This window comes from Pseudomonas sp. TWR1-1-3, from assembly GCF_049896805.1.
Classification (GTDB): domain Bacteria; phylum Pseudomonadota; class Gammaproteobacteria; order Pseudomonadales; family Pseudomonadaceae; genus Aquipseudomonas; species Aquipseudomonas bubulae.
Genome location: NZ_JAFCUZ010000002.1, coordinates 119,959 through 133,952, shown reverse-complemented (window position 1 = coordinate 133,952; position 13,994 = coordinate 119,959). Strand labels below are relative to the sequence as shown.

At 48.1% G+C, this 13,994-nt stretch carries 13 protein-coding genes, 1 tRNA gene and 1 pseudogene; 8 read left to right on the top strand and 7 right to left on the bottom strand.

Annotated features, from left to right (window positions below; all coding sequences use genetic code 11):
- Positions 1-176 precede the first annotated feature (176 nt).
- The 5 genes from dapA (at position 177) to ACP7BE_RS08030 (ending at position 3,874) form a co-directional block, all read left to right on the top strand.
- Positions 177-1,055: a 4-hydroxy-tetrahydrodipicolinate synthase gene (gene dapA, locus ACP7BE_RS08050; RefSeq protein WP_095002189.1), complete on the top strand. Its 879-nt coding sequence runs from the start codon at positions 177-179 to the stop codon at positions 1,053-1,055.
- A 17-nt stretch (positions 1,056-1,072) separates the two neighbouring features.
- Positions 1,073-2,188 (top strand): outer membrane protein assembly factor BamC, encoded by a 1,116-nt coding sequence (bamC, locus tag ACP7BE_RS08045; RefSeq protein ID WP_095020284.1) that lies wholly within the window; start codon positions 1,073-1,075, stop codon positions 2,186-2,188.
- 4 nt (positions 2,189-2,192) lie between these two features.
- Positions 2,193-2,951: an MBL fold metallo-hydrolase gene (locus tag ACP7BE_RS08040; RefSeq protein ID WP_095002187.1), complete on the top strand. Its 759-nt coding sequence runs from the start codon at positions 2,193-2,195 to the stop codon at positions 2,949-2,951.
- Between the two features lie 28 nt (positions 2,952-2,979).
- Complete coding sequence (purC, locus tag ACP7BE_RS08035) at positions 2,980-3,693, top strand: phosphoribosylaminoimidazolesuccinocarboxamide synthase (RefSeq protein ID WP_019410660.1); 714 nt, start codon at positions 2,980-2,982, stop codon at positions 3,691-3,693.
- 91 nt (positions 3,694-3,784) lie between these two features.
- Positions 3,785-3,874, top strand: a tRNA-Ser gene (locus tag ACP7BE_RS08030).
- Between the two features lie 1,204 nt (positions 3,875-5,078).
- Here the strand turns inward: ACP7BE_RS08030 and ACP7BE_RS08025 are convergent.
- The 3 genes and pseudogenes from ACP7BE_RS08025 to ACP7BE_RS08015 all read right to left on the bottom strand — a co-directional run.
- Positions 5,079-5,369 (bottom strand): annotated as a pseudogene (locus ACP7BE_RS08025) (TonB family protein); the annotation flags it as partial.
- Positions 5,370-5,960: 591 nt separating this feature from the next.
- Positions 5,961-6,254, bottom strand: a complete 294-nt coding sequence (locus tag ACP7BE_RS08020; RefSeq protein ID WP_235571171.1) for a hypothetical protein — start codon at positions 6,252-6,254, stop codon at positions 5,961-5,963.
- A gap of 18 nt (positions 6,255-6,272) precedes the next feature.
- The gene (locus ACP7BE_RS08015) at positions 6,273-6,497 is read right to left on the bottom strand and encodes a hypothetical protein (RefSeq protein ID WP_235571170.1); all 225 of its coding nucleotides are present in this window, start codon (positions 6,495-6,497) and stop codon (positions 6,273-6,275) included.
- Positions 6,498-6,614: 117 nt separating this feature from the next.
- Here ACP7BE_RS08015 and ACP7BE_RS08010 point away from each other — a divergent pair, with 117 nt between their 5' ends.
- The gene (locus ACP7BE_RS08010; protein ID WP_426105464.1) at positions 6,615-6,869 is read left to right on the top strand and encodes a helix-turn-helix domain-containing protein; all 255 of its coding nucleotides are present in this window, start codon (positions 6,615-6,617) and stop codon (positions 6,867-6,869) included.
- A 22-nt stretch (positions 6,870-6,891) separates the two neighbouring features.
- Here the strand turns inward: ACP7BE_RS08010 and ACP7BE_RS08005 are convergent, their stop codons facing one another.
- Positions 6,892-8,454, bottom strand: a complete 1,563-nt coding sequence (locus tag ACP7BE_RS08005; protein WP_235571168.1) for a TIGR04141 family sporadically distributed protein — start codon at positions 8,452-8,454, stop codon at positions 6,892-6,894.
- A gap of 252 nt (positions 8,455-8,706) precedes the next feature.
- Here ACP7BE_RS08005 and ACP7BE_RS08000 point away from each other — a divergent pair, with 252 nt between their 5' ends.
- Together ACP7BE_RS08000 and ACP7BE_RS07995 are read left to right on the top strand one after the other, a co-directional pair.
- Positions 8,707-9,294, top strand: a complete 588-nt coding sequence (locus ACP7BE_RS08000; protein WP_235571167.1) for a recombinase family protein — start codon at positions 8,707-8,709, stop codon at positions 9,292-9,294.
- A gap of 184 nt (positions 9,295-9,478) precedes the next feature.
- Positions 9,479-10,249, top strand: a complete 771-nt coding sequence (locus ACP7BE_RS07995; RefSeq protein ID WP_235571166.1) for a hypothetical protein — start codon at positions 9,479-9,481, stop codon at positions 10,247-10,249.
- Between the two features lie 442 nt (positions 10,250-10,691).
- On the opposite strand, the gene kwaB is transcribed toward ACP7BE_RS07995, so the two are convergent.
- The 3 genes from kwaB to ACP7BE_RS07980 form a co-directional block, all read right to left on the bottom strand.
- Entirely contained in the window at positions 10,692-11,639 is a 948-nt protein-coding gene (gene kwaB / locus ACP7BE_RS07990; protein ID WP_235571165.1) for an anti-phage protein KwaB, read from the bottom strand.
- Positions 11,636-12,304, bottom strand: coding sequence for an anti-phage protein KwaA (gene kwaA / locus ACP7BE_RS07985; RefSeq protein WP_235571164.1), 669 nt, complete (start codon positions 12,302-12,304; stop codon positions 11,636-11,638). The genes kwaB and kwaA overlap by 4 nt, the downstream gene beginning before the upstream one ends.
- Positions 12,305-12,416: 112 nt before the next feature.
- Complete coding sequence (locus ACP7BE_RS07980; protein ID WP_426105460.1) at positions 12,417-13,898, bottom strand: tyrosine-type recombinase/integrase; 1,482 nt, start codon at positions 13,896-13,898, stop codon at positions 12,417-12,419.
- Positions 13,899-13,994 lie beyond the last annotated feature (96 nt).

The window sequence follows — 13,994 nt, the reverse complement described above, 5'->3', positions numbered from 1 at the left end:
TTTGGCGCTTGCTGAGGGCCTGTGAAACAGACTTGCGCACACATCAGTACCAATCAAAGGCTGAAGGGTAGCGAAAAGCAACGCGAAGGGGAATGCTCATCGGGCGCGCTGTTGCTTGTGCAAGGGTCATGGCGCCAGTACCATTACGGCTCTCTTTTTCCGGCAGGAGCGGTTGCATGATTGCGGGCAGTATGGTGGCACTGGTCACACCTATGGATGCACAAGGTCGTCTTGATTGGGACGCTCTGAGCAAACTGGTGGACTTTCACCTGCAAGAGGGCACCAACGCCATTGTTGCCGTTGGCACTACAGGTGAATCGGCAACTCTGGATGTGAACGAACACATTGAAGTGATTCGTCATGTCGTCAAGCAGGTTGCAGGGCGCATTCCGGTGATTGCCGGCACGGGCGCCAACTCGACGCGTGAAGCGATCGAACTCACCACCAATGCAAAGGCCGCTGGCGCCGATGCATGTCTGCTGGTGACACCGTATTACAACAAGCCGACCCAGGAAGGCCTGTACCAGCACTTCAAGGCGATCGCCGAAGCGGTCGATATCCCGCAGATCCTGTACAACGTTCCGGGCCGTACCGCCTGCGACATGCTGCCGGCTACCGTCATTCGTCTTTCCACCGTGCCGAACATCATCGGCATCAAGGAAGCCACCGGCGACCTGACGCGCGTACCGGCCATTCTGGCAGGGGTGAGCAGCGACTTCCTGGTGTACTCCGGCGACGACGCCACCGCAGTCGAGCTGATCCTGCTCGGCGGCAAGGGCAATATCTCGGTAACCGCCAACGTTGCTCCGCGTGACATGAGCGACCTGTGCGCTGCTGCGATGCGTGGCGATGCCGACACTGCCCGTGCACTGCACGAAAAGCTGATGCCGCTCAATAAAACCCTGTTTATCGAATCCAACCCTATCCCCGTGAAATGGGCGCTGCATGAGATGGGCATGATGTCGGACGGTATCCGTCTGCCACTCACCTGGCTCAGCGAGCCTTGCCACGAACCACTGCGTCAGGCAATGCGCCAGTCCGGTGTCTTGGTTTAATTGAGGAAGCACTACGCATGAAGCGATTGGCCGGACTTTCCGCACTAGCCGTGATTATTTCCAGCACCAGCGGCTGCGGTTGGCTGTGGGGTCAAGAGGGTTACTTCCGCGACCGTGGCAGCGACTACCTGGAGGCGCGTCAAACCGCTCCAATGCAGTTGCCGCCAGGTGTCCAGACTGACAAGCGCCTTGTGCCGCTGTTGCCGATCCCCAGCAATGTGCCCGACGACAACGTCAAGGGCGAGTTTGAAGTACCGCGTCCACAGCCGTTGGCTGTAGCCGCCAGTGCCAGCGATTTCAGCCTGCAGAAAAGTGGCGACAGCCGCTGGGTCATGGCGCAGCGTTCGCCGTCAGAAGTCTGGCCGGTAGCGATGCAGTTCTTCCAGGACAATGGCTTCCGCATCGACGAACAGCGCCCGCAAACCGGCGAGTTCACCACGAGCTGGCAGCGTGCTGACGAGCTTTCCGCTCCGATCGCCCGCCATGTGGGCAGCAGCGGCCTGGCCTCCGACAGCGAAACCCGCCTGCGGGTACGCATCGAGCCGGGTGTGCAGCGCAATACCAGCGAAATCTACGTGGTCAGTGCCAACCGCCCGGCCGGTAGCAGTGCCAACGTCGACTTTGGCAACCGCTCGGTCAACACCGGTCTGGATGCAGCCCTGGTTGATGAAATGCTGATCAGCATGAGCCGCAACGCCGAGAAGGGCGGTTCGGTTTCGCTGCTGGCTGCCCGTGATTTCGACACCCCTGCACGTGTGAGCCTGAACGAAGACGGCAGCGGCAACCCGGTGCTGACCCTGACCGAAGACCTCGACCGTGCCTGGTCCAGCGTAGGTCGTGCACTTGAACAGGGCGAATGGCGCGTTGAAGACATCAACCGCACGTTGGGCCTGTACTACATCAACCTCGCCGAAAAAGCCGAGAAGAAGGACGAGAAACCTGGTTTCTTCTCCGGTCTCTTTGGCAGCAAGCCGGACAAGGAAGAAGTTGAAGCCCGTGCCCAGCGCTATCAGGTTCGCCTGAGCAAGGTGGGTGAAAACGTGCAAGTGACCGTCGAAGAAAACATCAACACCGTTGCCTCGCCAGAAGTGGCGCGCAAGGTGCTGGGCGTTATCCAAGACAACCTGGGCTGATTGTATGCGTTTTGCCGTTCTCGGCAGTGGTAGCCAAGGGAATGGCACGCTGATAGCCAGCGACAGCACCTATGTACTGGTCGATTGCGGTTTCTCGTTGCGAGAAACCGAGCGTCGTCTCGCCAGGCTCGGTATCAGCGCTCACCAGCTGAGCGCGATTCTGGTCACCCACGAACATGCCGACCATGTGCATGGCGTGGGTTTGCTGTCGCGTCGCTACAATTTGCCGGTGTACATGAGTCGTGGTACCCAGCGCGGGATGCGCAAACCTCTGGAGGCCGCCGGTTACGTGGCGGGTGGTCAGACGCTGCAAATCGGAGCCTTGAATATCAGTGTGACCCTGGTCGCCCATGATGCCCAGGAGCCCACCCAGTATGTATTCAGTGACGGCAAGCGGCGGTTCGGCTTGCTGACTGACCTGGGTTCGTATTGTGCTGGCGTGCTGGACAGCTATCGCGACTTGGATGCGCTGATGATTGAAGCCAACCACTGTCGGGACCTGCTTGCCCGTGGTCACTACCCTGCGTTTCTCAAGCGCCGGGTAGGGGGCCAGGAAGGACATTTGAACAACCACCAGGCCGCAAGCCTGGTGGCCGAGTTGGGCTGGCAAGACCTGCAACACCTGGTACTGGCCCACCTCAGCAGCAAGAACAACCTGCCGCAGCTGGCCCGGCAATGTTTTGTCGACACCCTTGGGTGCGACCCGGACTGGCTGCAACTGGCCGATCAAGATTCAGGGCTCGACTGGCGCACAATCGCCTAGCCCACCTACTTAGCATGCGGAGCCCATCATGGAAAAACGTGAAGAACTCTATCGCGGTAAAGCGAAATCGGTTTACAAGACCGACGACGAAAACCGCTTGATCCTGCTGTTTCGCAACGACACTTCGGCGTTCGACGGCAAGCGTATCGAACAACTTGATCGCAAGGGCATGGTGAACAACAAGTTCAACGCCTTCATCATGCAGAAACTCGAAGAAGCCGGCGTGCCGACCCAATTCGACAAACTGCTGGGTGACAACGAGTGCCTGGTGAAGAAACTCGACATGATCCCGGTCGAGTGCGTTGTGCGTAACTACGCAGCGGGCAGCCTGGTCAAGCGTCTGGGTGTGGAAGAGGGCATGAAGCTCAACCCGTACACCTTCGAACTGTTCCTCAAGGACGACGCCAAGGGCGACCCGTTCATCAACGAATCTCACGTCGTGGCTTTCGGTTGGGGCACGGCCGAGCAACTGGTTCGCATGAAAGAACTGTCGCTCAAGGTCAACGACGTACTGAACAAGCTGTTCGATGACGCTGGCTTGCTGCTGGTCGACTTCAAACTTGAGTTCGGCGTATTCCACGACGGCTCCATCGTCCTGGGTGACGAATTCAGCCCGGACGGCTGCCGTCTGTGGGACAAGGCTACCGGCAAGAAAATGGACAAGGACCGCTTCCGTCAGGGTCTGGGCGACGTAATCGAAGCCTACGAAGAAGTTGCAAACCGCCTCGGCGTCCCGCTTTAAGCAGTAAAGGCGCGCAAGCACCTGATACAGCGCGGTTTTTTTGAAAAAAGGCTTTGCCATAATCAAAAACCGCGCTATTATTCGCGCCGTTGGAGAGATGCCAGAGTGGCCGAATGGGACGGATTCGAAATCCGTTGTACTGGCGACAGTACCTAGGGTTCGAATCCCTATCTCTCCGCCATTATTACGAAAGCCCCGCAGATCAAGGTCTGCGGGGCTTTTTCGTTTTCCGATTGTACGTAGTCTTTGTACGTAATTTTTTGTGTTTTCCCCTTCCCATAGTCCTTAAATCCGATAGCTATCAATGTCCCCGGCAAGATGGGCTATGCAGGATCTGCACCCGTGCAGTGTGTCGAACGATGATCGACGGCATGGTGGTGAGATTTTCAAGGGCGTTATTTATTTTTTACATATCGTTTATTTTTATGATCGCCCCATAAGAGCTTTGTATTTCGGGGCGGTCCCTCTCATTTACTACGATGAGCACGGTCGACTATTAAGCGTGAATATAATCTGTGTGAATGTCCGTCCTGATCTGTTGCTTACAAGCTCTCCTGTGGAGCTCTGTTGGCTTTACTGCTTAATCTTTGGGGGTGGTAGGGGTTGGTGGGAATGATGGCTTGTGCAGGGCCTCAGGTGCTTTCTGCGTGAAAGAGTTAAATGAAGAAAAAGTTGAAATTATTTTAAGTTTTTGAATCCGACCGGCATAAATACATATATGTCCATGAACATATAGATCGATATTTTCAAGCAATGTTTAGTTTGGTATCGCTCCAGCTTTATAATGGACGCAAAGGTCGAAACCATAATCGACCAAAAATTCGAACGGCTTCAATTTCTAAAAGACGTCAAGAACGTTGGGTGTAGATGGCCGTGCGATAATGTTGCGCAAAATAGGTTTTTCCGGGAAGTCATAATCGGGGAAGTCTGCAACCGCTGTCGCCAAACTAGAACAAAGAATTATGGACCATGACAGGATGATGGCTCTGCAGAAAAAGATGCAACCATTGGTTCGACTGAATTTCGCCATACTGGACTCAGTCGGATACCGTAGCTGCTGCGAAGCGAAAACAGACATTAATCGTGCATCGGGTTACCCGCGCGAGCTAAATTTCAAGTGAAAACTTGTTGTATGCAAGTCTAGTATGGGCCGTGCCGGGGACGTTCTTCAGACTCCTTTGGGTGGATTTTTCCTGGATAGGGAAAATCCGTCCGGAACTTTCTTCAGTACGGGTATATGAAACTAAAATAAAATATACTAGATCGCCGTAGGCGATGCCCGTAGGGCTAATCTAGAGCATTAGATTTGTATTCTTTGTTAATGGATGATTGATTTGATGCTTTGTTGGGGTGTAATTTATTTGATTGTTGTTAATTGATACGCTTTATAGTGTTAAATCTTCTGGTGTAAGTTTCATCTTGAATGACCGGTATCGGTCAATATCCAATGGTTTCATTTCCTGCATTTCAGTCAGTCTACCAATGTTTTTGACTGCTGCAACTACTGATGTGTCAAATGGCTCATCACCACTGGTCTTGGTTACGCTGACTGATTTAACTGTGCCGTCTGGTGTCATGCTAATTTCCAGTTCAACTACCATTTCCTTCCTTGCTGATGGTGGTCTTGCCCAGCCTTCAGCGGATCGGACCTTGATCAGTTCATCAATTGTTCCAGCTAAATTATATTCCGACTTGGTCGGGCTAGGAACTGGCAGTTTAACTAGCTGCTTTACAGTTTTTTTGTGGGTAGATAATCTTTCAAGAACCATGGTTCCATACATGTCCGTGCCAATAATTCGGACAAGCTGTCCTTGAAGTTTTCTACCGTTGAAATCACTTTTCTCCTGCTCCATCGCGAGCATCAATGATCCGGTATTTTCCCGAATGTAACAAAGTCCGTCGCCGCACATCCTGATTGTAAAATCGTTATCCAGCTCAAATGCTTTATTTTTGAACCAATTCAACCCTTGGTCGTGATCGTTTGAAAATGCACTCGAAAGTCCACCTGAAAACTTCACGCTGTAAGCGTCTTCCAGATCTTTCAGGCTGGACTCACTAAAGTTATGACCAAATGTGATTGAAGGCAAAAAGGCCAAAGCTAAAATAGTGTTTCGCATAATATTTCCATCGATCAAATACTTGACGGATTAGATTGACCATCAACAGGGGATGACCTCAAACATGTCGACCCTGCTGACAACCACATCTAAAGGTACGTGCTGCAGAATGGACGTTGGGGTTGGATTGTTAAATACACATTAGATATATCATTTCTGATGCATTAGCCATGCAAGCCCCATCACGATTGCTACCCATACAACGGCTATCAATGACCATTTCAAAGCTGATAGAAAATCCGAACCGCTTGCAGCACCGAACCTGAAACCTATCCCCCAACGCCACCACTTATTACCGGCATAAGCTGCTGGTGGGGCCGCTAGAAGGAATGCCCATAGCATCTGATCAGATGAGCCGCTACCCGTTTGTGCGGCTGATACGGCGTTTGAAGCGGTTGCACTGGTCGTCAGCGCCAGCCAACGCAGCTGTCTAAACATGTTCATGTAGCTCATCCTTGAAAATCAGTTGCTGGCGCTGGTCTGGACCCGTAGACGCTGCAAGGTTGATGGTATGCCACATAAAAACAGGGTCAACGCCAACAAAAGTAACACCAAGCTCACGACGACGCCGACTCCGATGGCTTGCCGTATATTCCAGACATAGCCTAGCTCCATGGCAAAGATGCCCGCCAGACTGGCTAGGGGCATGCTTAAAACGGCCAAAAAAATCCCAAAGTACAATTTCATACAGGTTTCCTTGTCGTCTTTGAATTAGTGATTGCAGTGACGGGCGTAAAATATCTGAAAATCAGATATCTGGAAAGCGGATATAGCTTGTGGGGCTGTCATTTGTGGATAGCTACCATGCCCAAAGCAATATATCGGCCCGAACACGACATATTTTTAGCCATTTTGAAGGCTCGCAGAATTGATTCAGGGATGACTCAAGCTGACTGTTCTCATGCGTTGGGTCGCCCCCAATCGTTCATGAGTGATGTCGAGAGGGGTGTAAGGCGGTTGGATATAATTCAGATTCGTGACTTGTGTGAAGTCTTGGGTTGTGCGCTTATTGATTTAATTCAAGAGTTTGAAAGTAGCCTGAATAAAGCAGGCTATTGACCTTGTCAAAATTTTGATAAAATCAAATGTGGATCTTTGCTAGTTCCACATGATACCCCATCGCCACTAATCGCTGCGAATATTGCCGAAAGTTAACCTTTGAGAAAAATGGCATGTGCAAGGCTCCTTGACTACCCTGCATAATGGCAAATATTATGTGGTTATGTCTGGGTAAGATACTTGGATTGAATTCAAATATATGTGCGCCTTGCAAGGCAAGATAAGCATTAACTTGTTCGATTATTTCCGGGGCGTGTATAAGCGACTCTGCTGAAACATAAGCCTGGGAAAAAAGGTGGCTCAACACACTAGATGAGGAGTATTTTTTGACGTGTACAATATGGTTGTTCGATGTAAGCAGGTCACAAAATTCGATGACACTAGAAGCTCCATTGACGCGTACATTGTGTTGATCTAGTAGGTGAAATGCTATGCCATCTGCAATCCTACGCAGATAATCTCCTTCGTGTGCGCCATTGTATCCTGGAAAAATAATATTTGATCGTGGAAAAACTTCAAAATAATGATTAACTTGGTTTGCGTAATCAGTATCAATGCAGTACCAGTCCCCTTCACTTAATAGATAGTTTTCACCGCCTAGTTCTACTTCTCCACTAAGGCATTCGTATAGAGTCCAAGTGTCAATTTTGTTATAGTCGGAACCATATAGGTGGATTTTTGTAGATTTTGCAGCTTCCACGGAAAGATTTCCAACTAGTCCTTTTTCGATTAGGCAGCGTTGCAAGTCTAACTCGAATCCCAAGACTGGCCCGTTTCCGTTTCGCCCGCGTTGTGATGTGTATGAAAACCCTGAAAATCCCTCATACTCTATAACCCTTGGTGCTGCTATCCATATTTCGTCATAACAACCTTGGTTCACTGCGCTTATTAATAAATCATCCAGCTCTGACGAAACCGTGCTATCCCGTACTGGTACGATGTGGTCCATCCAAGGGTATTTTTCTTTACCTCTCTCATCTTCGTATGCTGTTATCAAACGCTCTGCAATTGCCGGAAGTTGTGAAAGTTTTACGTCTGTGTGTAAGGAGAGCGAGTCCGATCCGCTTACAACTTCGTGCTCATCACTTTCAATTGATTCAACAATACCAGTAAGAGATTTAAGTATTTCCGAATCAAATTTGAACTCAAACTCTGAAATTGAAAGGTTTTTTGAAGACTGCGAGCGAGAACGCAGCGGAACCTTATCGATATTTGATTTATCGATTGACTTAATAAGCTGCGGATCGGTCATGCTCAAAGCCGTTCTTAACCCAAAATATCTTTCAATTGAAGATTTTTCGAGTAAGTGTCGAGCGTGACCAAACGTAAAGCAGAAGACACGGTCGTTCACGGCAAAAACCAGCACACCCTGTAATGATCTTCCTCGCATTTGGGCTGTATTTATTTGTTCAATACCGCTGAATAAGTCAACCCACTTTGGTTTTGAAGGGTTGGTTTGGTAGTAAAACAAGCAGCTTGTATTTTCAATTTGAAACTGCTGTGGTTGAATTTCGTGCTCATCAGATAACGCATCATAGATAGTCCGACCGGACTTCAAAAGAAATACATTAATCGTAAGCTTCATTGATCAGTCCCTGATTAAATGCAGGCCAACAGAAGGTGTGGTGGAGTGTAGCTATTTTTGTACGTATGGTTGGATTTGGCGATTTGACCCCCAATCAAGAAACTCCAACCGCTGATGCGTAACGGGATCATCAAACGACCATTTTATGATGCCTAGATTATCGGCTTCAGAAAGCATCAAAAATATAGCCTTCTCTAATTTTTGATACCCTGCTACAGTGATACCACGTTTAACGATACGTGAGTGCTTACCATGTCCCGCACATTTCTTTATTGCCGCGTTTCCACATCTAGCCAGTTCACAGCAAACCAGGTGCAGGAAGTGAAAGCCGCAGGTTTCGACGTACAAATGGGGCGGGTAATCGAAGAGGTCATATCTGGGAGCATCGCCGCTAGTGAACGTGCGGGGTTTCAAAAATTGTTAGATCGCATGGAAGCAGGTGATGTGCTGATCGTGACCAAGTTGGACCGTTTGGGCCGAAATGCAATGGACGTACGACAGACTGTCGAACACCTTGCTGGAATTGGTATTCGCGTACATTGTCTTGCATTAGGCGGGGTAGACCTGACGAGTCCCGCAGGTAAGATGACAATGCAGGTTTTGAGTGCTGTCGCCGAGTTTGAACGTGATCTGCTTATAGAGCGTACCCAGCAAGGATTAATGCGTGCAAAGGCAGAAGGAAAGAAGCTTGGTCGTCCTATCGCAGTCAAGACTACGATCAACGTACAGAGACTAAAAAACCAAGGACTGATCCAAACTGAAGTTGCAAGCGAACTGGGTATTGGAATCGCCACCGTGAAACGTCATTGGAGCACCCCTGCCACCCTGGTGGGGGGGTAGAAAACTTACCACCCTACTTCAAGGGTAAAGGGTGTATGGGGCCCGTGCCGGGCCTAGAGATGGCGTAGTCATTCCCAGATTGAATAGGAATAACTGGCGTTAAGTTGATTTGGCATAGTGTTCAGTTGACGACAAAAATAGCCATTGTAAAGCATGGTAAATCTTAATTAATAGGACCTTGGACATGGATGCGTTCTTCAGTTGGAATGGCTGGCCGCTAGCAAGTGACTTTCTAAAGCTAGTGCCGGGGCTTGTGTTGTTCCCGCTCACTTTGATGCTGGCGTGGAAGAAAATCGGAAGCAAAGCACTGATCACCTATTCGATGTCATACGGCCGTTATACTGCGTCTAGTCTAAGCGACATCGTATTAACCAACTGCAAAGACAAGCCGCTGATCGTTCATGCAATCTACACCGTTGTAGACCGGCACATATTGGTGCCACTCAAGGAGTTCAGCCCGCCGCTGGTAGTAAAAGGACTAGAAAGTGCTTCTATCGCCTGCGATCCGGCAAGCTCTTATCGTGTAGGTGATGATCCTTTTGAATTTGACTTTAATTCTACCGCTGAAATTTATATCACCACCACAGGCGGACGCTTAAAGTGCAAGTTTGACCAAACGCCTTCGGTACTTTCGATAATGCAAAGTGAGCGATACGAGTTAGCCGTAAGGTCCACCCAGCGCTTCAATGGACATGTGTACGATCATCGTGTGTGCTACGCATTGGTGTTCTCTTATCAAGGAAAGCAGCACACTGCGTTTGTAGACGTCGGAGGAATAATCGGATTGGAATGGCCTTTCAGGGTTAACTGCCTTCGTCCGGAGCACATAGCCAATGCGACTTCAGTCAAGGTTGTTCTTGAGGAACTATACGGTCAATACATCGATGATACGTTGCTTGTGGAGGTTCTCAACCCTCTAGTACCGGAACCGGCAAGTTCTCAACATCCTGTATGATTTCGGTAAGTTTTGCCAAATGCATTCAGCATAACTTTATGAAATATAGTGCCTTGCACGTTCGCCCTGACATACGGGTCGACCCAAATCCTTTGGCGATCTTCACCTGCCAAATGCCTTCACTATAGTGTTGGATCGGATGTCACACCTAATTGGCATACGCCTAGGAAGATACCGGCCTACTTCACAGGTAAAGGGTCTGTGGGCCCCATGAAACGTTTACAGAGCGGTTATGTCGCACGTTAAAGTTCAAATAATAGGGGCGCTGATTGGGTTGTAGCGATCAAACTATTAAGCATGGAAATACCTGTTAAGGCCTGACTCTTGTAGAAGCTTGGAAAATCCTAAAGCAAATGTTATCAACTAACCCTACTATTTTGTAGGGTCGGTGTCGGTAGGCTGCATCGCTATCGATGATAGTTTTTGTCGTGACTGCTTAAGCTTAAATAGCGTCTTTTGCCAAACTATCATAATATCGTTTGGTGAGTTCGGACTGAAGAAAGTCATCATTCAACAATTTTAAAAATAACGCCTGTGATTTTTTCGTTTTCAAGCTGAATTTTTCACCGTCGTCTGTGAACTTGAATCGGCCTTGTAGTGCGGGATGAGTGCTTGCGAAATTAATAACTTCCGCATTAGGTATCAGATTCAGGACTGGCGAAGAGCTCGCCGCCCTTACCAGCTTTCTAGAAAAAGAAATATCATCTAGCCGATCAGAAAATACTTGTACGTTTTCAACCAAGTTAGCTTGTCTGATGTTTTCAATGCCTTGGGTGGCAATATTCTTGATGGCATCATGAAATCCAAAGAACCGCTCCAAAGCTTTCAAGTCAAGAATGTAGTACTGGCCATTAATTTTAAAGAATTCAAATTTTGCATTAATTTTCAATACGTCTTCATCAAGCTTTTTGAATCTATTTGTGCCGCGCGAACGCATTAAATTAAATCCCGTATCCTTACGTAACAAGGAAATTGGGTATTGGTATTTGTACAGAGCTATCTGATGCTCTGCATTGCCTAGAAGAATTAATATGCCTTCTAGATTGTTTAGGTTGTCATTTTTAAATGAAAATTCTTCAAAGTCTTCTGATGTAATGATGCTTCGTAAGTGTTGTAGTTCAGCTGGGATATCTGGCAAGTCATAATGGTATATGGTTTCCCGGCGATCATCGGCACTAGATAGTTCGATTAGGGAAAGCTCATCATTAAGTAGTATTTTTTTAGTTATGCTCTCCACAAATGCTCGGGTTAATTCATTTTGTGGTGCTTCATCGATATCAGCCTTTTTTATTTGCATCCCGTTATCGGAATCTAAAAGAAAAAATATTTCAGACCCGCAACCATCCGCAACAGCAGCAGATATTTTTGCCTTTAACTCATCAATTGTCACGATGCTTTCCTTACGAAGTACACCTTATCGTCCAGGCCTAGTCGATTTATTTGGTCGCCTTCAGCCAATCTTTCTTTCGAGATAACTACCAATCCTTCTTTTAATCCAGTTCGAGTTTGCAGGTTCACTTTGTAAACTCTAAATCCTAGTACGGCTAATGTTGGGTTGGCATAAAACTTATCGGTCTTTACGTATATAACACCAATTATGAATAGCAGTAATCCAAGTGCAAGTAGATATCTGGCGCTTGTCAAATTAAAACAGATCAGAGGGATGATGTAGGTTGTAAGAAATGTTAGATGTTCATAGTTGACATCTTCAATTTTTACCACCTTTGCAGCAATGCTCCTGCTTCCAGCTATACGGTAATTAAAGCGAAAATAAAATACAGTGCCGAAAATTAGAAAAATAAATGCAATGATAGAAACAATGTTTTTCTGGGCTAGTGGTAGAAAACCAATGAATTCGCAGTTGTCGCCATAACAGAATGGTATGTCGATTGTTACAACTATAATCAACAAGAAAAGGAACCAAAGTGAGAGTATGTATAACTCGAATTTCTCACTGTTTTCGTTTGTTCGCATTGATTCACGATTCCTTTCGTTTTCCGTGGCCACTATAAAGCCATCTATCTTACCGTATTCCATTCCTTGATAGATGTCCATAGGGCTCTGAAACACAACCAGTCATAGATCACCACTGGCTGTGCGTAGGTTTAGCGGGGTAGCCAAAATCCCACCTAAACCCTGCAGAGTCCTAATATGGGTTTATCAGCGCTTATGCACCCTCAACCGCTCGTTTGGCTTGTTTCAAGTCAGGTAGTTTTGCAACAGCTTCAAATTTTTGCAGGGCCGTAGCCCCTTGGCTGTACACATCAAAGGTAACCAATCCAGTTTCATGACCTACAAGCTCGGCAATCAAAGGACCTTGTACGTTTGCCCGAACAAGTTGGGTGATTACCGTTTTTCGGATGGAGTGAAATACGCGATCAGGTCCGAATCCGAGTGAGGTCTTGAGTCTGCCAAAGGCCTTCACCATCGGGTCAGAGCGAATGCCATATTTGCTACGACTGTTGGTAGGAATGAGATGTTCATCCATCGATTCGTCCATCAGTCGCTTCACAATGCCGATAATAGCCGGATGGATGGGGACGACCCGGATTCCAGCTTTGGTCTTGCTGTCGGTGATATCGAAGCTAGGGATGTCATCCACCACAATGACGTTGTTTTTTTTCAATTGGCACAGTTCCTCTATGCGGGCTCCTGTGTACGTCCCAAGTAGGATTAAGTCAGCGAGTGCGTATAGTCCTGTCGACGCTGCTGCTGAGTGAAGCTTTGAAAGTTCGTCCAGGGTGAAGTCTTTGCGTTGTGCGTCTACTCTGTCCCTGCCTCTTACTTTTGGTAGGTCGTGTTCTTCAAATGGGTTGGCTTTGTCTTTGTAGTCGACCCGCCACCGACTGTCGTGCTTCATTGCCCATTTCCAAAAAACATTCCCAGCCAGTAAATATTGCGTCAGGGTTTTGCTCGCCAAATTGATTGAGTCAAGCCAGGATGAAATCGCATCAAAGTCCAAGGCTTTACCTGTTTTGGTAAGGTACGCCGACAGTTTTTCCAGCTTGGACTGCTGCTGATCAATCGTTTTTGTTGCGATATTTCTGTTCTCTCGGAACGTTCGAAACTCTGCCAGCCTTGCTTTGGTAATGGGGGACTTAGGCGCGTATGACTTCGGGTTTTTGATCAGTTCTTCCAGCTCTTTGTGTTCGTCCAAGGACAGTCGATGCATCGAGGAAAACCCCCTTTGAATCGTCTTTTTGAAGGCTTGATGCAACGCTTCTTGGATGCGTAAATCGCCTTCAATACCGTTATCCCATTCTTGGTCGACAATCCATTCGAGTAGGGCAACAACCTCTGGATGATCTGTCTTGAACGCTTCGACTTCCGATTCACTGACGGGTAGGGGGGGGGTAGGTTCACCGATGATATTGAGTTTGCGATTTCGCTTCAGGGACTCCAACTCATGCAACCCTGATAGCAGGTTGTCCTGCCAGTCTTCAGGCAAAGGTTTACCTTCGCGTGCAATTTTGATTTGTGCTTTCCAGGTCGCGAGAATGGGAAGCCTGCGATCCAGTGCTTCTTGGTGTACACCTGTCATGAGTGTTTGAGAAAGCACACGGCGTCCGCCGAATGTTTGTTGTACGTCTGCTGGGATGGCTAGCCTTACGTGATAGGTGCCCCCTTGAAGCTCTAAGTTGTTTGCCATTTGGTATGCCTTTGATCGATTGTACGTATTTATTGTACGTAAAATCGCCTGTAAGGCCTTGTTATTCAATGGTTGCTGGTTTTTTTGCCATTGTAT

Bases quoted from the DNA above. Each gene is read 5' to 3' on its own strand.
- dapA (WP_095002189.1), top strand. From the start codon at position 177: ATGATTGCGGGCAGTATGGTGGCACTGGTCACACCTATGGATGCACAA.
- bamC (WP_095020284.1), top strand. From the start codon at position 1,073: ATGAAGCGATTGGCCGGACTTTCCGCACTAGCCGTGATTATTTCCAGC.
- ACP7BE_RS08040 (WP_095002187.1), top strand. From the start codon at position 2,193: ATGCGTTTTGCCGTTCTCGGCAGTGGTAGCCAAGGGAATGGCACGCTG.
- purC (WP_019410660.1), top strand. From the start codon at position 2,980: ATGGAAAAACGTGAAGAACTCTATCGCGGTAAAGCGAAATCGGTTTAC.
- ACP7BE_RS08020 (WP_235571171.1), bottom strand. From the start codon at position 6,254: ATGAACATGTTTAGACAGCTGCGTTGGCTGGCGCTGACGACCAGTGCA.
- ACP7BE_RS08015 (WP_235571170.1), bottom strand. From the start codon at position 6,497: ATGAAATTGTACTTTGGGATTTTTTTGGCCGTTTTAAGCATGCCCCTA.
- ACP7BE_RS08010 (WP_426105464.1), top strand. From the start codon at position 6,615: ATGCCCAAAGCAATATATCGGCCCGAACACGACATATTTTTAGCCATT.
- ACP7BE_RS08005 (WP_235571168.1), bottom strand. From the start codon at position 8,454: ATGAAGCTTACGATTAATGTATTTCTTTTGAAGTCCGGTCGGACTATC.
- ACP7BE_RS08000 (WP_235571167.1), top strand. From the start codon at position 8,707: ATGTCCCGCACATTTCTTTATTGCCGCGTTTCCACATCTAGCCAGTTC.
- ACP7BE_RS07995 (WP_235571166.1), top strand. From the start codon at position 9,479: ATGGATGCGTTCTTCAGTTGGAATGGCTGGCCGCTAGCAAGTGACTTT.
- kwaA (WP_235571164.1), bottom strand. From the start codon at position 12,304: ATGGACATCTATCAAGGAATGGAATACGGTAAGATAGATGGCTTTATA.
- ACP7BE_RS07980 (WP_426105460.1), bottom strand. From the start codon at position 13,898: ATGGCAAACAACTTAGAGCTTCAAGGGGGCACCTATCACGTAAGGCTA.